The 24688-nt window shown below is 65.2% G+C and carries 26 protein-coding genes; 14 read left to right on the top strand and 12 right to left on the bottom strand.

Annotation, left to right across the window (positions count from 1 at the left end; all coding sequences use genetic code 11):
• The 13 genes from BMI86_RS04470 (at nt 1) to BMI86_RS04410 (ending at nt 12259) form a co-directional block, all read left to right on the top strand.
• Nucleotides 1-1182 (top strand): dihydrolipoamide acetyltransferase family protein, encoded by a 1182-nt coding sequence (locus BMI86_RS04470; RefSeq protein WP_078539929.1) that lies wholly within the window; start codon nt 1-3, stop codon nt 1180-1182.
• A complete protein-coding gene (locus BMI86_RS04465; protein ID WP_078539928.1) occupies nt 1179-1421 on the top strand; it encodes an acyl carrier protein in 243 nt (80 codons plus the stop codon). The genes BMI86_RS04470 and BMI86_RS04465 overlap by 4 nt, the downstream gene beginning before the upstream one ends.
• A 391-nt stretch (nt 1422-1812) precedes the next feature.
• Nucleotides 1813-2016, top strand: a complete 204-nt coding sequence (locus BMI86_RS04460; protein ID WP_078519881.1) for a hypothetical protein — start codon at nt 1813-1815, stop codon at nt 2014-2016.
• 145 nt (nt 2017-2161) lie between these two features.
• Nucleotides 2162-2935 (top strand): carbon-nitrogen hydrolase family protein, encoded by a 774-nt coding sequence (locus BMI86_RS04455; protein ID WP_078539926.1) that lies wholly within the window; start codon nt 2162-2164, stop codon nt 2933-2935.
• Between the two features lie 124 nt (nt 2936-3059).
• Nucleotides 3060-3728 carry a cupin domain-containing protein gene (locus tag BMI86_RS04450; protein WP_078539925.1) on the top strand — a complete coding sequence of 223 codons (669 nt, stop codon included), beginning with the start codon at nt 3060-3062 and terminating at the stop codon, nt 3726-3728.
• Between the two features lie 33 nt (nt 3729-3761).
• Nucleotides 3762-4826 (top strand): FAD-dependent oxidoreductase, encoded by a 1065-nt coding sequence (locus BMI86_RS04445; protein ID WP_078539924.1) that lies wholly within the window; start codon nt 3762-3764, stop codon nt 4824-4826.
• A 123-nt stretch (nt 4827-4949) separates the two neighbouring features.
• On the top strand, nt 4950-5243 hold the full coding sequence (locus BMI86_RS04440) for a ribbon-helix-helix domain-containing protein (RefSeq protein ID WP_038079934.1): 294 nt from the start codon (nt 4950-4952) through the stop codon (nt 5241-5243).
• Between the two features lie 114 nt (nt 5244-5357).
• Nucleotides 5358-5753, top strand: coding sequence for a VOC family protein (locus BMI86_RS04435; RefSeq protein WP_078539923.1), 396 nt, complete (start codon nt 5358-5360; stop codon nt 5751-5753).
• 36 nt (nt 5754-5789) lie between these two features.
• On the top strand, nt 5790-6314 hold the full coding sequence (locus BMI86_RS04430) for a Twin-arginine translocation pathway signal (RefSeq protein WP_078539922.1): 525 nt from the start codon (nt 5790-5792) through the stop codon (nt 6312-6314).
• An 11-nt stretch (nt 6315-6325) separates the two neighbouring features.
• Nucleotides 6326-7897, top strand: coding sequence for a GMC family oxidoreductase (locus tag BMI86_RS04425; protein ID WP_078539921.1), 1572 nt, complete (start codon nt 6326-6328; stop codon nt 7895-7897).
• 173 nt (nt 7898-8070) lie between these two features.
• Entirely contained in the window at nt 8071-8979 is a 909-nt protein-coding gene (locus BMI86_RS04420; RefSeq protein WP_078539920.1) for a pirin family protein, read from the top strand.
• 44 nt (nt 8980-9023) lie between these two features.
• Complete coding sequence (gene wrbA, locus BMI86_RS04415; protein ID WP_078539919.1) at nt 9024-9617, top strand: NAD(P)H:quinone oxidoreductase type IV; 594 nt, start codon at nt 9024-9026, stop codon at nt 9615-9617.
• 125 nt (nt 9618-9742) lie between these two features.
• Nucleotides 9743-12259, top strand: coding sequence for a cation:proton antiporter (locus tag BMI86_RS04410; RefSeq protein WP_078539918.1), 2517 nt, complete (start codon nt 9743-9745; stop codon nt 12257-12259).
• 37 nt (nt 12260-12296) lie between these two features.
• On the opposite strand, the gene BMI86_RS21190 is transcribed toward BMI86_RS04410, so the two are convergent.
• Nucleotides 12297-12443, bottom strand: a complete 147-nt coding sequence (locus BMI86_RS21190) for a hypothetical protein (RefSeq protein ID WP_168173778.1) — start codon at nt 12441-12443, stop codon at nt 12297-12299.
• A 372-nt stretch (nt 12444-12815) separates the two neighbouring features.
• On the opposite strand from BMI86_RS21190, the gene BMI86_RS04405 reads away from it, so the two are divergent.
• Complete coding sequence (locus tag BMI86_RS04405) at nt 12816-13232, top strand: hypothetical protein (RefSeq protein ID WP_078539917.1); 417 nt, start codon at nt 12816-12818, stop codon at nt 13230-13232.
• Between the two features lie 28 nt (nt 13233-13260).
• Here BMI86_RS04405 and BMI86_RS04400 read toward each other — a convergent pair whose 3' ends face one another.
• The 11 genes from BMI86_RS04400 to BMI86_RS04350 form a co-directional block, all read right to left on the bottom strand.
• A complete protein-coding gene (locus tag BMI86_RS04400) occupies nt 13261-14175 on the bottom strand; it encodes an N-carbamoyl-D-amino-acid hydrolase (RefSeq protein WP_078539916.1) in 915 nt (304 codons plus the stop codon).
• Nucleotides 14172-15443: a Zn-dependent hydrolase gene (locus tag BMI86_RS04395; protein ID WP_078539915.1), complete on the bottom strand. Its 1272-nt coding sequence runs from the start codon at nt 15441-15443 to the stop codon at nt 14172-14174. The genes BMI86_RS04400 and BMI86_RS04395 overlap by 4 nt, the downstream gene beginning before the upstream one ends.
• Nucleotides 15440-16699, bottom strand: coding sequence for a diaminopropionate ammonia-lyase (locus BMI86_RS04390; protein ID WP_246831619.1), 1260 nt, complete (start codon nt 16697-16699; stop codon nt 15440-15442). Before BMI86_RS04390 ends, BMI86_RS04395 begins: the two co-directional genes overlap by 4 nt.
• A gap of 5 nt (nt 16700-16704) precedes the next feature.
• Nucleotides 16705-17481: an ABC transporter permease gene (locus BMI86_RS04385; RefSeq protein ID WP_078539913.1), complete on the bottom strand. Its 777-nt coding sequence runs from the start codon at nt 17479-17481 to the stop codon at nt 16705-16707.
• Nucleotide 17482: 1 nt separating this feature from the next.
• Nucleotides 17483-18334, bottom strand: coding sequence for an ABC transporter permease (locus BMI86_RS04380; RefSeq protein ID WP_078539912.1), 852 nt, complete (start codon nt 18332-18334; stop codon nt 17483-17485).
• Nucleotides 18331-19416, bottom strand: a complete 1086-nt coding sequence (locus tag BMI86_RS04375; protein ID WP_078540424.1) for an ABC transporter ATP-binding protein — start codon at nt 19414-19416, stop codon at nt 18331-18333. Before BMI86_RS04375 ends, BMI86_RS04380 begins: the two co-directional genes overlap by 4 nt.
• Before the next feature lie 47 nt (nt 19417-19463).
• Entirely contained in the window at nt 19464-20531 is a 1068-nt protein-coding gene (locus BMI86_RS04370; protein WP_078519866.1) for a substrate-binding domain-containing protein, read from the bottom strand.
• Nucleotides 20532-20646: 115 nt separating this feature from the next.
• Entirely contained in the window at nt 20647-21609 is a 963-nt protein-coding gene (locus BMI86_RS04365; RefSeq protein ID WP_078539911.1) for a MurR/RpiR family transcriptional regulator, read from the bottom strand.
• Between the two features lie 55 nt (nt 21610-21664).
• Complete coding sequence (locus BMI86_RS04360) at nt 21665-22468, bottom strand: F0F1 ATP synthase subunit gamma (protein WP_078539910.1); 804 nt, start codon at nt 22466-22468, stop codon at nt 21665-21667.
• Nucleotides 22465-23967 (bottom strand): F0F1 ATP synthase subunit alpha, encoded by a 1503-nt coding sequence (locus BMI86_RS04355; protein WP_078539909.1) that lies wholly within the window; start codon nt 23965-23967, stop codon nt 22465-22467. Before BMI86_RS04355 ends, BMI86_RS04360 begins: the two co-directional genes overlap by 4 nt.
• Nucleotides 23954-24688, bottom strand: a complete 735-nt coding sequence (locus BMI86_RS04350) for an ATP synthase F0 subunit B (RefSeq protein ID WP_078539908.1) — start codon at nt 24686-24688, stop codon at nt 23954-23956. Before BMI86_RS04350 ends, BMI86_RS04355 begins: the two co-directional genes overlap by 14 nt.

The following is a 24688-nucleotide window of genomic DNA, read 5'->3' as shown; positions in this document are numbered from 1 at the left end:
ATGGCCGTTTTCAAGATGCCCTCGCTCGGCGCGGATATGGAGGCGGGCAAGCTGGTCGAATGGCTGGTGAAGCCCGGCGATACGGTCAAGCACGGCGATATCGTCGCGGTGGTCGAGACCCAGAAAGGCGCGATCGAGATCGAGGTTTTCGAAGATGGCGTGGTCGAAAAGCTGGTGGCCGAACTGGGGCAGAGCCTGCCCGTCGGCGCGCCGCTCGCCGTTATTCAGGCACCGGGGGAGGCCGGGGAGCACCCTTCGGAGGAAGCGCCGCCAGTCGCGCCGCAGGCCAGCGCCGAACCTGCCGCGCCCGTTGCAGAAGCAGCGCCGCCAAGTGCTCCGCCTGCCGCCACCGGAGCAGGCATCGCAGCATCACCTGCCGCCAAGGCGCGAGCGGCGGAATTGGGGATCGCGCTGGAGAGCCTTACCGGAAGCGGGCCGGGAGGCGCGATCATCCTCGCCGATGTCGAGATGACGAAACCCGCCGCGGCACCGTCTCCTGCGCAAGTTCGCGGCGCCTATCTCGCCGAGATGCGCAAGGCTATCGCCGCCGCGATGGCCCGGTCGAAACGCGAGATCCCGCATTACTACGTCACCCACACGGTCGACCTCAGCGCTGCGAGCGACTGGCTAAGCGCCGCAAATGCCGACCGCCCGCCCGAAGAGCGCATCCTGATGGGCGCGCTCTTGATGAAGGCCATGGCGTTGGCGGCACGCGAGGAAAAGGCGGTGAACGGGCATTTCGGGAAAGAGGGCTTTACGCCCTCCGCGGCAATCCATCTCGGGCTGGCCATCGCGCTCAGGGGCGGCGGGCTTGTCGCGCCCGCAATCCTCGATGCCGACAAGAAGAGCCTGCAGGATTTGATGGAGGCGATGCGCGACCTCACGATGCGCGCCCGTGCCGGGCGGCTCAAAAGCTCGGAGATGAGCATGGCGACGCTGACCTTTTCGGCGCTCGGCGAAAGCGGGGTCGAGGCGATGGCCGGTATCATCGTGCCGCCGCAGGTCGCCATCGTGACGGCCGGTGCGCCTGGCCCGCAGCCGCTGGTGCGCGACGGCGAAGTGATTGCCGCGCAGGCCGTGACGCTGACGCTGGCCGCCGATCACCGTGTGAGCGACGGGCGGCTGGGCTCGAAATTTCTGACCGCGATCGACGCGAAGCTGCAAACCCCGGAGGAGCTATGACCGAAGACGAAATCCGCAGCGCCTATATCGAGGAACTCGTGCGCGTCGCCCCTGATCTCGACCCTGCCGAAATCGCGGGATCGGACCATCTTCAGGACGATCTCGAACTCGACTCGATGGATATCCTGAACCTCGTGATCGCGCTCAACCAGCGCTTCGGCGTCGCGATTGCCGAGGCGGATTATCCCCAGATCGCCACACCGGATCTTGCTGCGGCGTTTCTCGCAAAGCGGGTTTGAAGGATCGGCTTAGGCGGTCAGTTGCGGCATCCGACGTCTGATGGCGTCCGATCCGGGCTGATGCTGATGGGGAGCACTGTCGCACGGATCGCTCTAAATCGGGGCACAAATCGGGGGGCTTCGTTTCTCGCGCGAAGGCCCGACACTCCAATTTGACCCTGCCGGACCACCCGCTGAACATTCAACTCAGGGGGGATTTCGGCACGCCGTGAGTCAATTCACTGTTACCGCGGAAAAAACTGAGGAAATCCGCAATGCGCGGAGTCGCATTCCTTTGTTACCAGTGGGTTATTCGCAACAATTGTCTATTCGCAAAAATGTTATTTTCGGGAGGGCCCCGGCTGTATCGCGAGCCTCTTGCGCCCTTGACGAGTTAGAGATGGAGATCGTTATGATCGAAACGCGTATCGAAGTAGAGTGCTTGGAAGACGGGGCCATCCGGGTGCGCAGAGGTGCGTGGTCGGACCGTGTGCCGCGTGCGCGGATCGACCACTGGGCAGACCACTATGAGCTGATGCATCTCAATAATGGCAATGCCGGCTATCTCGAACTCGCGCATGCCCTGCGGGAGGCCAAGGCGAAACTCCTGTCTTGATTGAACTGGACAGGTTCTCGCGGCTGCCTTCGTCCTGACCCTCTCTCCAGACGTCTGTCGCCCGTAGGCAGAGTTTTCCGGCTTTGCTCAGGGTGACGGGCTGCGGCGCAAGCGATACGCTTGTTTGTCGAGAATGGAGACAAACATGAGAATCGCGCTCGTCCAGCCGCACCCGCTTTCCTCTGATCCGGCGCAGATCTTTACGACGATCGAGGCATGGGTGCGCGGCCTGTCCTCGCTCGGCGTCGATCTTGTCGTGCTGCCCGAGCTGATCCTGCCCGGCTACAATCGGCCCGAGGACCATCGCGTGCAGGCGCAGCCCCTCGGCGCAGAGTGGTGCGCCACGATGGGCGATATCGCGCGCAAATACGACTGCGCGATCTGTTATGGCTGGGCCGAACGGCTGGGCGATGACGTGTTCAACGCGGCGTCTGTGCTCGAAAAGACAGGCGCGCGGGTCGGGCACTATCGCAAGATCCAGCTTTTTGGCGAGATGGAGCGCGCGAGTTTCGCCTTCGGGACGGAAACGCCGCCCGTCTTCGAGCTGAATGGGATCCGGACCGGCCTGCTGATCTGCTACGATATCGAGTTCCCGGAACACGCACGGACCTTGGCGAGAGCGAAGGCAGAGTTGATCCTCGTGCCGACGGCGAACCCGGTTGGCTACGATCACGTCCCCGATCTGCTCGTGCGGGCGCGCGCGAATGAGAACGCGGCCGTCGTGGTCTATGCGAATTACGCCGGACCTGATCGCGATATCGACTTCGGTGGCAAGTCTGTGATCGCGGGTCCCGACGGACAGGCTGTGGCGCAGGCCGGACGTGGGCCGACGACGTTGATTGCGGAGCTGCCGAAACCCAAGGATTATCCCGGCGAGGTCATCTCGGTTCAGCTCGATGATCTGCGCAGCGTCGAATAGCCGAGGGACTTCGCGGCTCCGCGGCATTTGAAATTCTGCCTTCCGAGCATAGCTCCGAGTTACGCGCGGCTTAGGGGCGGTGCGACAGTCCAACCCGGGTTGGGGCAGACATTTCGGAGGACAGATGGAAATCAACGCGGAATTCTCGGAGCGCGTGCTCGTTCATTCCGACACGCTCGACTGGCACGGCTCGCCGTCGGCGGGTGTCGAGCGGCGGATGCTCGACCGGATCGGCGACGAGGTGGCGCGGGCGACGAGCATCGTGCGCTTCGCACCGGGGCATAGTTTCTCGGCGCACACGCATGGCGGCGGCGAGGAATATCTCGTGCTCGAAGGCGTGTTCCAGGACGAGAGCGGCGATTATCCGGCGGGGACTTACGTGCGCAATCCGCCGCAGACCCGGCACCGGCCGGGATCGGAGGGTGGCTGCACGATCTTCGTGAAGCTCTGGCAGTTCGACCCTGACGACCGCAATCAGTTTCACAAGGATATGCGGGCCGATCTGGCCCAGACCGGCGAGGGCGTCGAATGCGCTGAGCTTCATCGCGACGCGCGTGAGATCGTCCGCTACTTCCGGCTCGCGCCGAATGCGAGCCTCTCGCTCGATGATCCGGGCGGGATGGAGTTGCTCGTGCTGGGCGGGACGCTGTCCGAAGGCGGCGATGACCTGCGCGAGGGATCGTGGCTGCGCCTGCCCGTGGATCGATCGCTGCAGGTTCAGGCCGGGCCGGGCGGTGCCGAGTTCTGGATCAAGACGGGGCATCTGCGCTTCGTTGCCGCGCCGGAACAGTGATGGGAATCCATTTCTCAACATGACGGGTGTTCGATGAAAACGCAGGTCGCGATCGTGGGCGGCGGGCTCGCGGGCTTGGCGCTCGCGCGGGATCTGCACGCGCGCGGTGTCTCTTTCGAATTGTTCGAGGCGCGGCCGCGCTTTGGCGGCCGGATCAAGGCGCTTGAAACCGCAAAGGGCAGCGTCGATCTCGGCCCGTCATGGTTCTGGCCAGGGCAACCCCGGATCGCCGCGCTCACCGAGGCGCTGAACCTGCGCAAGTTCGAGCAGTTCGCGCACGGCGCGGTGTCGCTGGAAGATGCGAGCGGCGACGTTCACCGCAATATGGGCTTTGCCAGCATGGCGGGGTCGTGGCGTCTCGAAGGCGGCATGGTCGCGCTGACGAATGCGCTTGCCGCCGCCCTTCCCGCCGCGCAGCTTCATCCCGGGTCGCGCGTCGTCGGGATCGGGGCAGGGCCCTCGGTCACGCTTGAGGATGGCCGGGCCTGCGAGGCCGAGCATGTCGTGCTTGCCGTGCCGCCCCGCGTCGCGGCGCAGATGTCTTTCGCGCCGCAGCTGAGCGATGCGCAGAGGCAGGCGCTCCGCGCGATCCCGACTTGGATGGCGGGGCACGCGAAATTCGTAGCCCTCTACGAGCGACCGTTCTGGCGCGAGGCCGGGCTGACGGGGGATGCGATGAGCCAGCGCGGGCCGCTGGCGGAAATCCACGATGCGTCCGGGCCGGAGGGCACGCCCGCGGCGCTTTTCGGCTTTCTGGGTGTTCCGGCGCGGGCGCGGATCGGGCAAGAGGAGGTGGTCAAAGCGGCCGCGCTCGAACAGCTTGGCCGGGTCTTCGGGCCGGAGGCGGCCAAGCCGCTAACCTATGCGCTCGAAGACTGGGCCGTCGCGCCCGAGACGGCGACGGAGGCCGATCTCGAACCGCTCAGGTTCCACCCCGATTACGGCCTGCCGCCGGTGCTGCGCGGGCTCCATGACGGGCGGGTTCATTTCGCGTCGTCGGAGACCGCGCCCGAGATGGGCGGCTACATGGAAGGCGCGCTGGCGGCGGCAGAGCGCGTGGCGCGTGACCTCGTGGGAGGGTTCGCGGCGACCCCATAGCCCGACGCGCTCAGCCACGCCCCCGTCACAACACGATTGACCCGCCCCGGATTGACCATATTCTTGAGTCTCGGGTGAATCTTGGTTCGCCTCGGCAATCGGATCTGAGGGAGGAGAGACGATATGTGCCATGTTTTCGCGGGTCAGGACCCCGAGCGCTATTCCAGCGAGACGCGCAGGCTGCGGCTCAACGGCCAGAGCACGAGCATCCGGCTCGAGAACGCGTTCTGGGACATTCTCGACGAGATCGCCGCGCGCGATGGGGTGTCCACGCCGACCTTCATCTCGACGCTTCATGCCGAAGTGCTGGAGCTGCGCGGGGAGCCGTCGAACTTCACGTCGCTGCTGCGCTGTGCGTGCCTGAAATTCATGGAAATCTCGAACGATCGCGCCCCGCTCGCGGTCGCGGCAGAGTAAGCGCAAGCCTGACGACAAACATTCTTCAGGGGTAGTATAGACCTACTACCCGCCCCACCGCGGCCCGCTGCTAGGCTCTCAGGACAACTGACAGCACTACAGCGGGAGCAAGCGGTGGCAAAATCCATTCATTCCATGATCCGTGTCCTCGACGAGGACCGCTCGGTCGCGTTTTACGACAAGGCTTTCGGCCTCAAGGTCGCCGACCGTCTCGACTTTCCGGATTTCACGCTCGTCTATCTGAGCAATCCCGAGAGCGAGTTCGAGCTTGAACTGACGATCAACAAGGGGCGCACCGAGCCCTATGACCTCGGCGATGGCTACGGCCATTTCGCGGTCTCGGTCGATGATCTCGAAGCCGAACACAAACGCTTCGAGGCGGAGGGCCTCGCGCCTCGCAAACTCGTGGAATTCGCGCCGGCAGGGGAGGTCGTCGCGAAGTTCTTTTTTGTGGCCGATCCGGACGGATACCAGATCGAGGTGCTCGCGCGCGAAGGCCGCTTCAAGTGAGATTTTCCTAAGGGAGACATCAGGGAGGAGACGACAATGGCAACCAAGGCAAGCTCGAAAGGGCTGACCAGACGGCAGCTGCTGGCGCGGGCAACCGTGGCGGGGGCGAGCTTCGTCGTGGGTTCGGGGTTCATGGCGGCGCGCAATGCCGCCTGGGCCACCGAGCTCTCGGCGCTCAAGCCCACGACCTTCGCGACGCTCGTGCAGATGGCGCGCGATATCTACCCGCACGACAAGGTCGACGACCAGTATTATGTCATCGCGGTGAAGGGCTACGACACCGCCGATGCGGCGCCGGAGATCGAAGCGGGGATCGCCGCGCTCGATGCGGCGGCGCGCGGCAAGGGTTTCGCGAATTACCTCGAGACGGGCTGGGAGAAGGATCGCGTCGCGATCCTGCGGGGCATGGAGGAGAGCCCCTTCTTCCAGAAGATCCGGGGCGGTCTGGTGACAGGTCTCTACAACCAGAAAGCGGTCTGGCCGGTCTTCGGCTACGAGGGCGAGTCCTATTCTAAGGGCGGCTACATCAACCGCGGTTTTGACGACATCGACTGGCTGTAAGGGAGGCAGACATGGTTGCGAAATTTGATCTGAGCGACGACAGCGTCGTTGTCATCATCGGCACCGGCGCGGGCGGCGGCGTGCTGGCCAACGAACTGGCGCAGAAGGGCGTCAAGGTCGTGGCGCTCGAGGCGGGCGGTCGCTATCTGCCCGAGGATTACATCAACGACGAGTGGGAAAGCTTTGGCCAGCTTGCCTGGACCGAGCCGCGCACCACGAGCGGCGACTGGCGCGTCGCGAAGGATTTCTCGGGGCTGCCCGCATGGATCGTGAAAGCGGTCGGCGGCACCTCGATCCACTGGGCCGGCGCGAGCCTTCGCTTTCAGGACCACGAATTCAAGACGAAGACCCATTACGGCAATGTCGACGGGGCGAACCTGCTCGATTGGCCGATCGATCCGGCGGAGCTTGCGCCCTATTACGACAAGGCGGAAGCGAAGCTGGGTGTGACCCGCACCGGCGACCGTCCGGGCCTGCCGGGCAACAACAACTTCAAGGTGCTGGAGAAAGGCGCGAAGGCGCTTGGCTATGCGGAAGTGAATACCGGGCATATGGCGATCAACTCGATCGACTATGACGACCGGATGGCGTGCCAGCAGACGGGCTTCTGTTTTCAGGGCTGCAAATGGGGCGCCAAGTGGTCCTCGGCCTATACCGACATCCCGCGCGGCGAGGCGACCGGCAATCTGGAGGTGCGCGATCACTGCCACGTCGCCCGCATCCTGCATGACGATCAGGGCATGGCCTCCGGGGTCGAGTATTTCGACAAGGCGGGCAATCTGCAGATGCAGAAGGCCAAGATCGTCTGCGTCGCGGGCAACTCGATCGAGAGCCCGCGCGTGCTCCTGAATTCGCATTCGGCAATGTTCCCCGACGGGCTTGCGAACTCCTCGGGGCAGGTGGGGCGCAACTACATGCGTCACACTACGGGCTCGGTCTATGGCGTCTTCGACAAGCCGGTGAAGATGTGGCGCGGCACGACGATGGCGGGCATCGTCCGTGACGAGGCGCGCCACGATCCCTCGCGCGGCTTCGTCGGCGGCTACGAGCTGGAGACGCTCAGCCTCGGTCTGCCCTTCATGGCGGCCTTCCTCGATCCGGGCGGCTGGGGGCGCGAGTTCACGACTGCGCTCGACAGCTACGAGAACATGGCCGGGATGTGGATCGTGGGCGAGGACATGCCGCAGGAGACCAACCGCATCACGCTCAACCATGAGGTCGAGGACGCCTGCGGGCTGCCGGTCGCGAATGTGAACTACACCGATCACCCGAACGACCGGGCGATGCGCGATCACGCCTATGCCCGTGGCGCTGCGATCTACGATGCGGTGGGGGCGACCCGGACCTTCCCGACGCCGCCCTATCCCTCGACGCATAACCTCGGCACCAACCGGATGTCCGAGAACCCGCGCGACGGGGTGGTGAACAAGCACGGCCAGACCCATGACGTGCCGAACCTGTTCATCTCGGACGGCTCGCAATTCACGACCGGTGCGGCAGAGAACCCGACGCTGACCATCGTGGCGCTCGCGATCCGGCAGGCGGATTTCATCGCCGGGGAGCTGTCCAAGGGTAACATCTGATCCCGAGAGGATCAGCTAAGGCAAAAGACGACCGGGCTGCCCATGGGTGGCCCGGTTCTTTTTGCGGAACCTTTGCCCGTCTGCGCGCTTGCGCACAGGACATGCGGGACCTTCGCTAATTCAAATTTCCACGGGAAGCCCCACACTATCACCAACGATATTTGGAGGCTCCCATGACTTTTCGACCTGTCTCGGCCACCAGCCAAGCGCAACCCGCGCTCGAAGGCGCTGGCGTTCATCTTCATCGCGTGTTCGGCTTCGGCGATCCGTCGCTGACCGATCCGTTCCTGATGATGGACGATTTCCGCAACGACGATCCGCGCCTTTATTCCAAGGGCTTCCCGTGGCACCCGCATCGGGGCATCGAGACGATTACCTATGTTCTCGACGGCCAGGTGGAGCACGCGGATTCCCTCGGCAATCGCGGTCTTCTCGGCGCGGGCAGCGTGCAATGGATGACCGCCGGGTCCGGCATCGTCCATCAGGAGATGCCCTCGGGCAACGCGAAGGGGCAGATGCACGGGTTCCAGCTTTGGGCCAACCTGCCCGGCGCGCTCAAGATGACGGCGCCGCGCTATCAGGACATCACCGGCAGCGACATCCCGATCGAAGGCGACGATGACGGCACGACCGTGAAGGTCATCATCGGCTCGTTCTGGGGCAAGACCGGCCCGGTCGACGGTATCGCCGCCAATCCCATGCTGCTCGACGTGTCGATCCCCGCAGGACGCCGCAAGGTGCTGCCGGTCGACACGCACTCCAATGCGCTCGCCTATGTGTTTGCAGGTTCCGGCACCTTCCGCGACGCCAGCGATCCGGTCGGCATCAAGGTCGAGAAGGAATATCGCGGGCAGGAGCTGAATATCCGCGACATGACCGGCAACCGCACGCTGGTCCGCTTCGGCGCGGGCGACGAGATCACGGTGCAGGCCGGGGACGAAGGTCTCCGCTTCCTGCTGATGACCGGTCGCCCGATCCAGGAGCCCGTCGCATGGCACGGCCCCATCGTCATGAACACGCAAGACGAACTGCGTCAGGCGCTGACTGAACTCAACAACGGCACGTTCATCAAACACGGCTGAGGGCGCCGTTGCCCCTCAGACCCTTCCCAACACAGGAGTTAGAAATGGCACAACCGAAGATCGCAATCGTCTTTTATTCCACCTATGGCACCAACCACGCCGTCGCACTGGCGGCAGCGGAAGCCGCCGAGGCAGCCGGGGCCGAGGTGCGCCTGCGCCGCATTCCCGAGACGGCCCCGAAAGCCGTCGTCGAAGGGCAGGACGCCTGGAAGAGCCAGCTCGAGAAGATGAGCGATATTCCGGAAGTGACCGCCGACGACATGGAATGGGCCGAGGGCTATTTCTTCTCCGGGCCGACCCGCTACGGCGTCTCCGCGAGCCAGATGCGCGCCTTCATCGACACGCTGGGCGGGCTCTGGGGCGCGGGCAAGCTGGCGAACAAGACCTTCACCGCGACCACCAGCGCGCAGAACGCACATGGTGGGCAGGAGGCGACGATCCTCGGCCTCTACACCACGGCCATGCATTGGGGCTGCGTCATCGTTCCGCCGGGCTATACCGACGAGGCGATCTTCAATGCGGGCGGCAACCCCTATGGCTTCTCGACCAATGCCGGGGGCGTCGACGAGGCTGGCAAGGCCGCGATCGCCCATCAGGCGAAACGCCTCGTCGAGATGACGGCGAAGCTCGTCGCCTGATCTGACTTCAAGTCTACAAAGCGCCCCCGCCTCTCTCGGCGGGGGCGTGCTTGTTTCCCGATCGCAAAGTGTCCAAACCTTTCAATTCCCCGTGCGTCCGCCGATCAGCGTGGTATTTCGACTGAATGGATATCGTCGTCATCACCACGATTGTCGCGTCGCTTTTCCTCGTCATCGGGGTGGCGGAGCCATTGGCCGCGCGGCTGCGTCTGCCCTTCAGCGTGATCCTTGCGGGCATCGGTATTCTCATCGGTGTGGCGGCTGTGTTTTTCCTCCGGACCGAGCTGACCGACGCGCTCAACCCGGTGGCGGAAGCGATCCTGAACCTGCCGATCCGCTCGAACGTGTTCCTCTACGTGTTCCTACCCACGCTGCTGTTTCAGGCGACGTTGGGGATGGATCTGCGCAGGATGCTGGACGACTGGGTTCCGATCCTGATGCTTGCGGTGGTGGCGGTCGTCGCGGCCACCCTTAGCGTCGGTTACGCGCTGTCCTGGGTCAGTTCGATCCCGCTCACCGCGTGCCTGCTCATCGGCGCGATCGTGTCCACGACCGATCCGTCCGCCGTCGTCTCGATCTTCCGCTCGATCTCTGCCCCGCGCAGGCTGTCGCGGATCATCGAGGGGGAAAGCCTGCTCAACGATGCCGCGGCCATCGCGCTGTTCGGGCTTTTCATGGGCTTCGTCATGATGGGCGTGCCCGATCCGAAGCTGGGCGATGCGCTCGCCCGGTTTCCGTATCTCATCCTCGGCGGCGCGTTCACGGGCTGGCTGAGCGCGCGGATCGCCGTCGGGATGATGTCGTTCTTCCGGCGCCATGAGCTTGCCCAGCTCTCGATTTCGGTGGCACTGCCTTACCTGGCCTATATCGGCGCGGAGCAAAGCATCGGCGCCTCGGGTGTCATCGCGGTGGTCGCAGCCGGTCTGACGCTGAACCTGACCGGGCCCGGACGTCTGCAACCGCAGACATGGATCAATCTGCGCGAGCTCTGGGGCGTCCTGGCGCATTGGGCGGGAGCCCTCATCTTCGTTCTCGCGGCGCTGTTGATCCCGAGACTTCTGGAGGAAATCCGGATCGGGGATATCGCCCTCGTCGGTGTTGTGGTCCTCGCATCCATTTTCGCGCGCGCGGTGATCCTGTTCGGGCTTCTGCCGCTGCTTACGTCGCTGCGGGTCTCCCCCACGGTCGAACGGCCCTATCGGGTCGCCATCCTCTGGGGCGGGTTGCGCGGGGCGGTGACGCTTGCGCTTGCGCTGGCCGTGACCGAGAGTTTCCGCGTCCCCGACGAGGTGCAACGCATGGTCGGCATCCTCGCCACCGGCTTCACCCTGTTCACGCTGATCGGGCAGGGCACCACGCTGCGCTGGATCATCGGTCGGCTGGGGCTGGACCGGCTGTCGCCGATCGACGATGCGCTGTCACGTCAGGTGGTCGCCGTCTCGCTGCAGAAAGTGCGCGAAGACCTCGCACGAACCACCGAGAATTACGAACTCAGCCGAGACGTCGTCCGCTCCGAAGCCAAGCGGTTCGGGGAGCGGCTGGAGGGCGCGGTCAAGGCCGCCGACGACAGTCAGGACATCCACGACCGCGACCGCATTACCCTGGGGCTCATCGCGCTCGCTGGCCATGAACGCGACACCATCCTGATGCGGGTGCGGGAGCGGACGATCGCCTCTCGCATCGCCGAAAAGGTTCTGTCGAATGCCGACCGTCTGATCGAGGGCGCGCGCGCGGACGGGCGGCACGGCTATAACCGGATCGCGCGGCGCAGCGTTAAATATGGCTTCGGGTTCCGCGTCGCGAATATTCTTCATCGCCGCCTTCACCTGTCGCGCCCCCTCGCGCGGATGACGGCGGACCGGTTCGAGATGCTCCTGTCGCAGCGTTTGGTGCTGCGTGATCTCGGCGGCTTCATCAGCGGCCGCATCCGCCGCATTCATGGCAAGCGCGTGAGCGACCTGCTCTCTGACCTGCTGTCGCGCCGCATCGAAATCGTCGAAACCGCGCTGCAGGGGCTGCGTCTGCAATATCCCGGCTACGCCGAAGAGCTCGAACGGCGCATCATTCGCCGGACCGCGCTGCGGCTGGAGGAGCGCGAATACGAGACGATGCGCGAAGACGGCCTGATCGGCGATGAGGTCTACACCAAGCTCCGGGCCGCCCTTGCCCAGAAGCGGTCACGCGCGGAGGATCGCCCCAAGCTCGATATCGCGCTGCGGCGCATCGAGCTCGTTCGGCAGTTTCCGCTGTTCTCCGGTCTCGATGCTCGGGACCAGAAACGCTTGAGCCGGTTGCTCAAGGCGCGGCACGCCAACGCGGGGGAGGTCATTCTCGGCCGCGACAGCGTCGCGAAAAGCGTGTTTTTCATCGCCTCCGGGGCGGTCGAGGTTGAGGCTGCCAACCAGACGTGGCGGCTGGGTCGCGGCGAGATGTTCGGCCAGCTGTCGATCCTGATGAGACGGACGCGCAGGACCGAAGTGCGCGCGATCACCCCGTCGACTCTTCTGGAATTGGACGAAGCCCGCTTCCGTCGTCTGCTGAGCCGTAGCAAATCACTGCAGCAAGCCGTCCGCGCCAGTGCGGAGAAACGCGGGATCGCTCCTGACGCGCTCCTCGCGGATGTCGAGAGGGCGCGTCAGTAGCGGGTCGGCTTTGGTGCTGCGAAAAGACTCCGATCGCTTACATCGGGTTTTCGATGTTCGCTTTCATGTTCGGAACGTTTGCAGCGGTCGCCGTGCCTTCGGTTTGGGCGCAGGCGGCCAGAATGCCCATGGCGCAGCATGCGACCAGAGCGAGCACGGCTTTTTTCTTCATCGGGTTTTGCATGTCGGGTTCCTTTCAAAACGACTCGGGCCCTCAAAGTGAACGGACCAGTTCAACTATTTGAGGCGCACCGTGCTCGCGGCAATATTTTTCTGTTGCTGTGGATGTATTTAGCGCCACTGACGCAGCGGCGCCACGCAGAGGAATTGCCAGCGCGCATGAGCGGGAGATTGCCGCAAGGGTATTTCTCGATGGCAGGCCCCGAAGATGGAGGCCTAATCGTCAGCTCGAAAGGTCACGCAGCGTCAGAAACTAACTTTGACATAGTTGCCCAATTCAAGTCACAACATCGCCGCTCTTGCATGTGATCCAGCCGTCGTAGGCGAGCCGCACAGGTCCATTCGGAGCCACTCGCGCCCAACGGAGGTATTGATTATGAATGTTAAACACGTGTCGCTTGAATTGTTGGTTAAGCTTGATGAGCGCGGTGTGGCTGAAGTGGGCAAATTCTCCCTTAATTTCCAGGACGACACCCGTGACGCTCTCGGCGACTCGATCGACTTGAAAGGTCTGGCGACGCTGGCGCAGCCGGAAAAGGTCTTCACCGCGGCCCTGCGCACCGAATTGCTCGACCAACGCGCGACTTTCGACCCGCAGAAATTCTCGGTCTCCGTCAACGTGAGTTCCTTCGCCACCTCCGATCCGTATATCGAGATCGAACGCCGGTGGCGCATCGCCCTCGTCACCTTCCTCGAGGGATACATCATGCAGTCCCAACCGATGCTCTCGTCGCTCAAGGTTCGGGGCGCATATGCGGAACAGCTCGCGGCCTCGAATGCGCCGCTGCACTGATCGGTAGTCCTAACCCTCATCGACTTTCCTATCCCGCGCAGATGTCGCGGTAGTCGTCCGGCTCGCGGTGAAGCGCGAAGTTGAAGACGTTCTCGCGCAGCTCGCGGCAGCGGTCGAGGTCGATTTCGGCCATCGCCAGCTCATCGCCGAAGCCTTGGGTTTTGGCGATGATCTCGCCGGTGGGCGCGATGATGCACGTGCCGCCGATCAGGTCGCAGCCCTCTTCGCGCCCCGCTTTCGCGGTGCCGATCACCCAGCACCCGTTCGCATAGGCACCCGCCTGCATCGACAGGTGGTTGTGGAAGTCCTGCAGGTGGTCATGCTCGGGCGCGAGCGGATAATGCACCGGCGTATTGTAACCCAGCATCACCAGTTCCGCCCCGCGCAGACCCAGCACGCGGAAGGTCTCGGGCCAGCGGCGGTCGTTGCACAGGCACATGCCCAGCTTGCCGCCGAACCCGTCGAAGACGCCAAAGCCCAGATTGCCATGTTCGAAATAGCGCTTCTCCAGATGCTGGAAGGGGCGCCAGTCCTCGTATTCAGGATGGCCGGGCAGGTGGATCTTGCGATATTTGCCGATGATCTGGCCGGTCTTGTCGACGGTGATCGACGTGTTGAACCGGCGCTTCTGGCCGTGCTCGTAGGCGATCTCCGCATAGCCAAGATAGAAGCCGACACCGAGGTCACGGGCAGTGTCGAACAGCGGCTGCACCTCCGCATTCGGCATCTCGGTCTCGTAGAATGCGTCGAGCTCGGCCTCGTCCTCGATCAGCCAGCGCGGGAAGAAAGTGGTCAGCGCCAGTTCGGGAAAGACGACCAGTTCCGCGCCGCGCCGATGGGCGTCGATCAAAAGCTTCTGCATCCGCGCCACGGCGGAGACGCGAGGCTCGTCACGCGCAATCGGTCCAAGCTGGGCGGCGGCGGCAATGAATTTGCGGGTCATGGCAATTGTCCTGTCTCGATCGTTTGAAATTCGGGCGCGTCCTGAAGCTCCGCCTGCTGGCAGACGACATCCATCAGCACCTGTGCCCCGCCCGCGATGTCCGAGGGGGCGGTATATTCGTGAATGTTGTGGCTGACCCCGTCCTGCGAGGGCACGAAGATCATGGCCGAAGGGCAGTTCGGCGCGAACATCTGCGCGTCATGGCCTGCGCCCGAGGGCATCCGGCGATGGCCCAGACCGCGCGCATGGGCGGCGGCCTCTACGCTGTCCACCAATGCGGGGTCGAACTCCACCGGCTCGAAGCGGGCCAGCGTCCGGCGCGTGATCGCGCAGCCCCCGGCACGTGCGAAATCCTGCGCGGCGCGCCAGAGCCGGGTCTCGGCCTTTTGCAGCGTGGCCTCGTCGGTATGGCGCAGATCGACGGTCATCACCGCTTCCTGCGGCACCACGTTCACCAGATCGGGTGAGACGCGCATCCGCCCCACGGTCGCGACCTGCGGTGGGCCGTGATCTGCGGCGATCTGTTGGGCCTCGACCGCGATCCGCGCCGCCACCGCGCCCGCATCGTGGCGCAGCGCCATCGGCGTCGTGCCCGCATGGGCGGAGGCGCCTGTGACGGTGATCTCGGTCCAGGAAATGCCCTGCACGCTGGTGACGACGCCGATCTGCAGCTCCTCGGTCTCCAGCACCGGGCCCTGTTCGATATGCAGCTCCAGATAGCTGTGCGGTTTCAGCGCGCCGACCGGGGCGGGGCCTGCGGCATTGATGGCAGCGAGCGCATCGCGCAAGCGCACCCCGTCGATGCCTTCGACCTCCAGCATCTCGTCGAGCGGCAGCGCGCCTTGCGCCACGCCCGAGCCCATCATGTCCGGGGCGAAGCGCGCGCCTTCCTCATTGGTGAAGAACGCGACCGCAACGGGGCGGCGGGTGTGCGCGCCAGCCGCATTGAGCGCCTCGATTACTTCCAGCCCGGCCAACACGCCGAGGCTGCCGTCATAGAGACCGCCCGTCGCGACCGTATCGATATGCGAGCCCATCACGACCGGCGGGCCGTCTTCCTCGCCCGCGCGGATACCCCAGCAATTGCCGATGACATCCGTGGTGATCTCGAGCCCGAGGTCGCACATCCAGCGCATCACGAGGGCGCGGCCTTCGGCGTCTTCAGGGGAAAGTGCGAGGCGCTTCACGCCGCCGCCGGGCAGGGCGCCGATTTGTGCCAGCCGCTCCAATCGCGCCATCAGACGCTCGATGTCGATCGCGATACTCATGCCGCGCCCCGCACTTCAGCAGCGCTGCGGCCGACGAGGGTTTTGAACAGCGCGGCGTCGGTGTCGCCTTCCGTGCCGAAACACAGGATGCGGGAATTCGCGACGATCCCGAGGGCTGCGCGCGCCTCATCATTCTCGGCGGCGGCGAGGAAGGCTGCGAGCCCCGCCACGGCGGATTCTCCGGCGGCCACGGGCGGATCGCTCCCCTCGGGGTTGGCCAGCGCACGCATCACCGCGACGGCATCGGGGTCGGCGACGGACATCACCGCGAAGGTCAATGGCTCCAGCACGTCCCACGCCAGCAGCGAGACCTCGCCACAGGCCAGACCTGCCATCAGCGTGTCCAGATCGCCCTCGACGGCGGTGGGTTTGCTTTCGCGGATCGTCTCGAGCCAGCAGGCCGATTGGTCGGGATCGGCAAGGATCACGCGCGGAGCATCGGGGCCGTAACGGCGCGCGAATTGTGCCGCGACCGCCGCCGCCAGCCCGCCGACGCCGGTCTGGATGAAGATATGGGTGGGCGGGGTGCCAAGCGTATCGGCCGCTTCCGCCGCCATCAGTTCGTAGCCCTGCATCACGTCTTTCGGGATCTCGGTATAGCCCGGATAGGAGGTGTCGGAGACGACGAACCAGCCTTCGCGGGTTGCGGTCTCCTGCGCCTCGCGGACGCTGTCGTCGTAATTGCCTGCGCAGCGGCGGACCTCGGCGCCGTAAGCCTCGATGGCCTCCTTGCGGCCCTCCGAGACGGTGGCGTGGATGAAGATCACACAGCGGCAGCCGAAGCGTTGCGCGCCCCATGCGACCGAGCGCCCGTGATTTCCGTCGGTGGCGCAGCAGACGGTCAGTTGCGAGACGATATCGGCATATTTGTCCGCCACGATATCTTCGGCACTGGGTTCGGGAATGTCCTTGGCCTTCGCGATCTCGCGGGCCAGAAGCCGCAGCACCGCATAGGCGCCGCCAAGCGCCTTGAAACTGCCGAGACCGAAGCGCCCGCCCTCATCCTTGAACTGAATCTCGGCCACGCCTGCCTTCGCCGCCATTGCGGGCAGCGACACGAGGGGCGTCGGCGCATAGCCGTCCCACGAAGAAATCGTGCGCTTGGCCAGATCGAAAGCCGCGTCGTTCAGAACGGCTTCCTGCTTGGGCCCGTAGCCTTTCGCGGTGTCGTAATGCGGGTTCAGAATGAGCTCGTTGGATTGCCCCTCTCCGAGGGCATTTTCGAAAATCATGGTGGGGTCCTTGTGGTTGGTCATCGCGCTCAGGCCCCCGTCTTGGAGGCGCGGCGGCGGATCAGCTCGGCCAGTGCCACGAGGGCGATGTTGCCGAACACGATCATCACGGCGAGCGCGTTGAGTGAGGGAGAGAGCGCGAAGCGGAAGTCGGAGGCGACGAGCACCGAGAGCGGTTGCGCGCGGCCAGAGACGAAAGCGGTCAGCACATATTCGGCAGAGGACAGCACGAAGGCCACGACCCACGACGCCATCAGCCCGTTGGCCATCAGCGGCAGCACCACCCGGCGGAAGGCCGAGAGGCCCGAGGCGCCCAGATCGGCGGCGGCTTCCAGCAGTCCGCGGTCGATCCGGATCAGCACCGAGGCGATCACCAGCGTCGAGAAGGGCAGCACGATCACCGTCTGCGCGGCGATCGCCGTCAGCAAGCTGCGCTCCACCCCGGTCTCGTTGAACATGATCAGCTGCGCCACGGCGAGGATCAGCTTCGGGATCAGGAAGGGCGCGAGCAGCAGCACCGCGAAGATGCCGCGTCCGCGCATCGGGTAGAAGCTGATCGCGAGCGCTGCGAGCCCGCCCAGAAGCGTCGCGCAGATCGCGACGGGGAAGGCGACGCTGAGCGTGGTCAGGAAGCCGCCGCCCAGACGCCCGTCGCCCATCACCTCGGCATACCATTTCAGGGTAAAGCCTGAGAAGGGCAGGGACATGATCTTGGAATCGTTGACCGAAAACAGCGCGATCATCGCGATCGGCAGATACATGAAGGCGAAGACCGCCCAGACCCAGAGCGTGGAGAGGCGCGACATGTCAGGACCCTCCCACAAGGCTGGAGCGGCGGATCAGCATCGCGCCTACGGCAAAGAAAGCCATCAGGATCGCGAGCATCGTCCAGGCGATGGCCGAGCCCAGCGGCCAGTCGAAGGCGGTGCCGAAGAGGTCGTTGATCGCCGAGATCACGGTGATCCCCGAGGCCCCGCCCAGCAGCTGCGGCGTGAGGTAATCGCCGACCACCATCACGAAGACCATCAGCCCGCCCGCCACGAGGCCGGGGAAGGTCAGCGGCAGGGTCACGCGGGCGAACCGGCTGGGGCTGCGCGCGCCCAGATCGGCGGCGGCTTCCAGCCACGCGTCATCGAGGCTCTCGAAGGCGAGCCACAGCCCGATCACCATGAAGGGCAGATAGTTGTAGGTCAGCGCGATATGGGTCGCGAGGGGCGAGAACAGCAGCCCCTGAATGGGCGCGTCGGTGACACCTGCCCAGATCAGCGAACGATTGATCACCCCCTCGGCGCCCAGAAGCACGCGCCAAGCGAACACGCGCACCAAGTCGCCCGAATAAAGCGGCACGAGCAACAGCGTCAGCAGCGCGGATTTCATCGCACCCGCGCGTTTGGCGAGGAACCACGCGACCGGGTAGCCGATCACGGCGGTGATCGCGACGACGAGTGCGCCCGAGCCGAAGGCTTTCAGGATCAGCCCGCGATAGGTCGCAGACCCCGCGATCTTTGCATAGTTGGCAAAGGACGGGTCGTAGGAGATCGCGACGAAATCGACGCGGAAGAAGCTGTAGGCAAAGAGGATCAGTAGCGGCGCCACGCAAAGCGCCAGCAGGAAGGCCGTCACCGGGGCGGCGAGGAGCGTGCCGACGCGCAGGCTCATGGCTTGGCCTCCGCGGCCCGGTCTGCCTTCCGTTCGGCCTCGGGCCGCGCGATCCAGACCTGCGCGGGATCAAAGCCGATGCGGATCTCCGCGCCGATCTCGGGCACGTCGTCATGGCCGACGGTCAGCGCCAGCGTGACGCCCGCGGCCTCGGCTTCCACCAGCCACTCCGCGCCGCGATAGACGGCATGGGTCACGCGCGCGGAAATCCGGCCCTGCGGGTCGAGGAACAGTTGCTCTGGGCGCAGGCAGAGCACGGCGGGAGAGCCGGCTTTGAGACCGCGCACGCCGGGCGTCGCGAACTGGCCCAGAGGAGTCTCGATCTCATAAGCCCCGATGGCAGTGTCGGTAATTTTGCCCGGCACGCAGGCCGCGCCCCCGATGAAATCGGCCACATAGGCGGTCTCGGGGCGGCGATAAATCGTATCCGGCGCGCCTTGTTGTTCGATGATCCCGTCACGCATCACGATGATCCAGTCCGAGAGCGCGAAGGCCTCTTCCTGATCGTGGGTGACATGGAGAAAGGTCATTTTCAGCCGCCGCTGCAGGTCTTTCAGCTCGATCTGCATGTCCTTGCGCATCCGCCGGTCGAGCGCGGAAAGCGGCTCGTCCAACAGCAGAAGGCGCGGCTCGTTGGCAATCGCGCGGGCCAGCGCCACGCGCTGTTGCTGCCCGCCGGAGAGCTGGCGCGGGCGGCGGTCGGCCATCGCGGTCATCTGCACGGTTTCCAGCGCTGCGCGGGCTTTTTCGCGTTCTTCCTTGCGGCTCAGCCCCTTGTAGCGCAGGCCGAAGCTCACGTTTTCCAGCACGCTCAGATGCGGGAAGAGGGCGTAGCTTTGAAAGACGGTGTTGATCGGGCGGGCGCTTGCGGACACGTCGTTGATCTTCTTGCCGTCAAGCTCGAGCATCCCCTCGCTCACCTCCTCGAACCCGCCGATCATGCGCAGTATCGAGGTCTTGCCGCAGCCCGAAGGCCCCAGCAGCGTCACGTAGGAATTCTCGTCGAGCCGGAAATTCACACCGCGCACGGCCTGCACGGTGCCATAAGTCTTACAAAGGGCACGCGCGCGGAGCAGGGGCATTGTCTGCCCCTGCCCACCCGTCGGCCCGGAACCTGCCTCGGTCATTCTTAGCTGGCCTTCACTTCGTTCCAGAGTGCGACCCAGTCGTTGTAGCGCGGCGGATTTTGCTTCCAGACGAAGTTATCCATCACCGACAGGTCCTTGATGAAGATCTTCTCCTGCTGGGCTTCGTCGATCTCGTCGCGCGCGGCGGAGGTCGATTGCGCATAGGGGCCGCCATAGGCGAGCATTTTGCCGTAGGTCGGGCCGAGCAGGTAGTTGACCAGTTCGAAGACCGAGTCCCTGCGCGCACCCTCGACGCCTTTGGGCACGGCAATCGTGTCGCACCAGCCGATGACGCCCTGCTTGGGTTTGGCCATGCCCATTTCGAGACCTTTTTCCTTCAGGTCGTAATAGGGCGGCACCCAGGAGAAGGCGCAGACCACTTCGCCGGTCGCGAACAGGTTGGTCAGGTCGCCGATCGAGTTCCAGTAGGTGCGCAGCTTGCTCTTCTGGATCATCAGCACCTTTTTCACTTCGGCGAGCTGCTTGTCGTCCATCGTGAACATTTCGTCGCGCGGGATGCCCAGATACATCGCGGCGATCATGATCCCTTCGAGCGCGTAGTCGCGCATCGCGAGCTTGCCGTTGTACTTGTCGCCCTCGAAGAAGACGGACCAATCGGGCTCTTCATCCATCAGGTCGGCGCGATAGACGATCGGGTTGATGCCCCAATAGAAGGGGATGCCGTAGGTCTGGCCGTCCGTCTTGCCCAGATCGGTCTTCTTGAACGTGTCGTAGAGGAGCTTCGCGTTTGGCACCTTGTCGAAGTCGATCGGCTGCAGAAGGTCTGACGCGGTGTAGTAGGACACCTTGTCGAGGCCGGGCGTGATCAGGTCGACCGAGGAGGCCCCGCCGGCGCGCAGTTTCGCGAATTGCTCGTCATCGGTGCCGATGAAGGTCTTGGTCAGGTCGACGTCATGGCTGTCGAGGAAGGGCGCGAGATAGTCGTCTTTCGCGAGGTTCTCCCAGGTCATCCAAAGAAGATCGGTCGCGGCCAGCGCTCGTCCCGCCGGGCCGAACGCCCCGAGAGCGGTGCCCGCAAGCGCAGATTTCAGGAATAGTCGGCGATCCATGGCATATCCTTTCGCTGCATGAGATGGCGAGGTCACCTTCGCAAGAAAGAATTATTTCACAAAATGCTAAAAATGAAAATACGCTTTCATTCGAGCCATGCGCAGTTTTTAGGCGCTATTTCTCCTGTTTTGCAGCCTTGGTGAGCGCCTCAAGGCTCTCCGGGGGCGGTCCGAGGTCGTCGAAACGCGCATGAAGGTCCTCGATCCGGGCGAGTCGGGCGCGCGCTTCGGGGCCCAGCGAGTCCACCAGACTCGAGCAGAGGAAGTTGATCAGGCTCATCGCGACGACGGTGCTGTCGAAGATGCCTTGCCCGCGATTGTGGCAGCGCAGGGTGATCGTCGCGTGGCGCGCGGTCTGCGCCACGGTGGGGTCGCCGATCAGGATCGTCGGGATGCCCGCCTCGCGCGCGACGGTCATCACCTCTCCCAGCGCGCGCGGCCTGCGCCGCAGCCCGATCGCCAGCAGCACATCGCCCGGCGCGAACCCCGCGACATCCTCGGCGAGCGACGCGCCCTCATAGGGCAGAAGCTGCACGTCCGATTTCAGATTGAGCAGCAAGGCGCGGGCATAGATCGCGAGCGCCCGCGAATTCCGGTAGCCCAGCACCCAGATCCGGCGCGCCGAGGCGAGATGTTCGACCGCGTCGGCCACCGCCTCTTCGGACAGGATCTCGGTGCTGCGGGTCAGGTTCTGCATATCCTGCGCAAAGTGATCGGCCAGTTGCCCCGGCGTGGTGCCGTCGCTCAACTCGCTCAGCGGCGAGCCCCAGCTACCATTGCGCCGCGAATGCAGCCGCGCCTCGTTGTAATTGCGATAGCCCAGCCGCTTGAAGAAGCGCGCCGCCGTGGCAGAGGAAATCCCCGCGCTCTCGGCCAGCTCCGCAGCCGTATAGCTCGACAGGGTCGATTGCGCTTCGAGCACGACCTCGGCAAGGCGTTTCTCACTGGGGGTCAGCTCGGGAAAAATCGCCATGATCCGCATGTCGATCGGGTCATCTCCCGACCCGGGTTGCGCCTCGGGGGACATCTCTTGCGTCACATCGGCCTCGTTTCTGCTCGAGCCCAAGTCTTGTTGCATGCGGGCGCGCTTTTCAAGCGATGCGTGTGCGTGCCGGGGTTGTGGGGGGCTCAACTCAGCTGGACGTGACGCCCGCCGAAAGTTCCAGAATTTCCGTCGTCACCGACTCTTGCCGCGAAATCCGCGCGGTCTGTTGCAGCGCGTCGAGCTTGCGTTCGGTCATCCCCTGGGCGGAGGCCATGGCGAGCATCCGGGCGGTGTTTTCCGCCGCCGTGGCATGCAACGCCACGCGGCACAGCTCCGCATGCAGCAGCTCGGCAAAGAGCGACGCGCAAAGCTGCGCGGGCGGCAGCGTCAGCAGAGGCGGCTGGCTTGGCGGCGGGGTCGACCGGGTCGGGCGGGGGAAGATGCGGCGGCGGCGGGCCTTCCAGCTGCCATCCTCCGTCTGGGCGTAGAAGGCGTCGATCGGGGCGCGACCGGCCAGTTGCAGCAGCGTCTCGGCCAGCCGGTCGGCAAAGGGCGGAACCGCCGGGCCGTGCGAGGGCAGGGGGAACTGCGCCAGCGCGTTCAGCCCCTGTTCGGCGGCCAGCGCTGCGCCCCGCGTGCCGATCACGACGAGACCGCCGGGCGGCGTGCCCAGCTCGCTCAGAAGCCGGGCGTTGAACGATCCCGCAAAGCCCTGCTCGGCCAGAAACAGAACGGTGAGCGGCGGGCCTTCGGGCTTGGGCGGTGTCGGCGCGAGCGACAGAACCCGGTCGAGCGCACGGCTCACGGTCGCCGCATGCAAATCCACCGAGGCAAGCTCTCCTTCTGTCTGACGCACGCGCGCACCCGCGATGGCGCGCATCGCCCGGATCACTGAGGCGAGCGTGCGGATACTGCCGATCCGCGCTTCGATCTCGGCAAGCTGCTCGCTCATTTTGAAGGCTCCGGCAAAAGCCCTTTCAGGCACTCCACGATCTGGTCATGCAGACCCTCACTGAGCGTGGCGGAGAAATCCGCCCCCGACAGCCCCGCCGCATCGAGCGCATCGGGCAGCGCCGCGCGCAGCGTGTCGATCTGCTCGGGCTCCAACCCGTCGAGAAGCCCCGTCTGCACCGCCAGAACCAGCGCCACCTCGTCGGCGAGGCGCAGCGGCGCGTGCTGGATCTGGGCCAGCACCGCGCGCACCGCCCGCCCGCGTGCAAGCTGTGCCTTCACCCGGGTGTCGGGCATGCCCCCAAAACGCGTGAAGATCTCCAGTTCGAGGAACTGCGCGTAATCGAGCCGCATCGACTCCGCCGCGTCGCGCAGGCTGCGCGCCTGCGTCTTGCCGCCAACCCGGCTGACTGAGGTGCCGACATCCACGGCGGGTTTCTGGCCGCGGTTGAACAGCTTGGCGTCCAGCGCGATCTGCCCGTCGGTGATCGAGATCAGGTTGGTCGGGATGAAGGCCGCGAGGTTGCCCGCATCTGTCTCCGCAATCGGCAACGCGGTCAGCGTGCCGCTGCCCAATGCGTCCGACAGCCGCGCGGCGCGTTCCAGAAGCCGGGCGTGAAGATAGAAGATATCGCCCGGATAGGCCTCGCGCCCCGGCGTCTGGCGGGTCAGCAGCGCAAGCTCGCGATGCGAGGCGGCGTGGCGTGTGAGGTCGTCGAGCACGATCAGCGCGTGGCCGCCGGTGTCGCGCAGCTCTTCGGCCATGGTCATGCCCGCGAAGGGGGCGAGCCATTGCATCCCCGGCGGCGTTGATGGCCCGGCGACTACGACGATGGTGCGGGACAGCGCGCCGTTGCGCCGAAGGGTCTCGATCACGCGCTCCACCGAGGAGGTCTTCTGCCCGATCGCGACATAGACCGATGTCACGTCGCCGTCCTTCTGGTTCAGGATCGTGTCGAGCGCGAGCGTGGTCTTGCCGGTCGCGCGGTCGCCCACGATCAGCTCGCGCTGGCCCCGGCCAAGCGCGAAGAGGGCATCCACGACCAGCGTGCCGGTCTGCATCGGCTCCACCACCGCGGCACGGTCGATGATCGCCGGGGCGGGGCGTTCGACCGGGTGTTTTGCACTGGTCGTGATTGGGCCGAGCCCGTCGAGGGGCCGCCCGAGCGGATCGACGATCCGGCCCAGCAGTTCCGGCCCGACCGGCACTCGCATCACGTCGCCCGTGCCGGTGACCGCATCGCCCTGCGCGACGCCCGCGATATCGTCGAGCAGCACCGCCGCGAGGGTCTCTTCGTCGAGCACATGCACGAAGCCCGATTGCCCGCCCTCGAAGACCAGCCGCTCGCCGGCGCGGGCTTCGGGCAGGCCCGACACCATCGCGACGCCGTCGGACACGCGCTCCACCCGCCCGCTGCGGCGCACGACGGGGCCGAGCGGGGCGCGCGCGATGGCCTCCAAGCTGCGGTCCAGCCACTCGTCGGGATCATTGGGTGTCATTGGCGACCTCCTTGCGCATCCGGGCGAGATCGGCAGCCCATGAGCTTTCGAGGTGCAGGTGCTTGGTCTCCAGCGCGAGGCCGCAGATCAGCTCCGCATCCGTTTTGATCGCGGGGCGGATCTCTTCGCCCAAGGTCTTTCCAAGGCGGTCGGCGAAAGCCTCTCCGTAGCCCGCCTCTGTCGCCTCGCTGATCCGCATCATGAGCTTTTCCGAGCCGAGCGCGGCGCGATCTTCCGTGTCGAGGGCCGCGACCTGCGCCAAAAGATCGGTTGCGTAGGCTTCGAGCAATGCGGGCCGCGACAGGCGCGCGCCGATCCGCTCGGCCATGCGCTGCGCCAGATCGGCGGCGCGCGCGGCATAGCGCTTCTCGGCCTCCTCCGCGCGGGCGGCGCGTTCGGCTTCGGCGGTGCGGGCCATATCGGCGGCCTCTGCGCGTGCGTGATCCAGAAGCGCCTTGCGCGCGGCTTCGGCCTCGGTCTGCGCCTGCGCCAGCATCTCGGACTTGCGCGTGCCGACCTGATCCAGCGCCGCCTCGGCCTGCGCTTTCGCCTCATCGGCTTTGCGCGCGGCCTCGCTCGCGTCGCTCAATTGCTTGTCTGCCTCGGCCTGACGCGTCTGGATGGCACTCACGATCGGGCGCCAAAGCACCCGGCTTAGAAGCCAGATCAGCACCGCCGCATTGAGCGTCTGCAGCCCGAGCGTCCACCAGTCGAGGGTCAT

This window comes from Thioclava sp. DLFJ5-1, assembly GCF_002020115.1.
Taxonomy (GTDB): Bacteria; Pseudomonadota; Alphaproteobacteria; order Rhodobacterales; family Rhodobacteraceae; genus Thioclava; species Thioclava sediminum.
The sequence above is the reverse complement of the archived record's forward strand: the minus strand, read 5'-3'. Positions and strand labels throughout refer to the sequence as shown.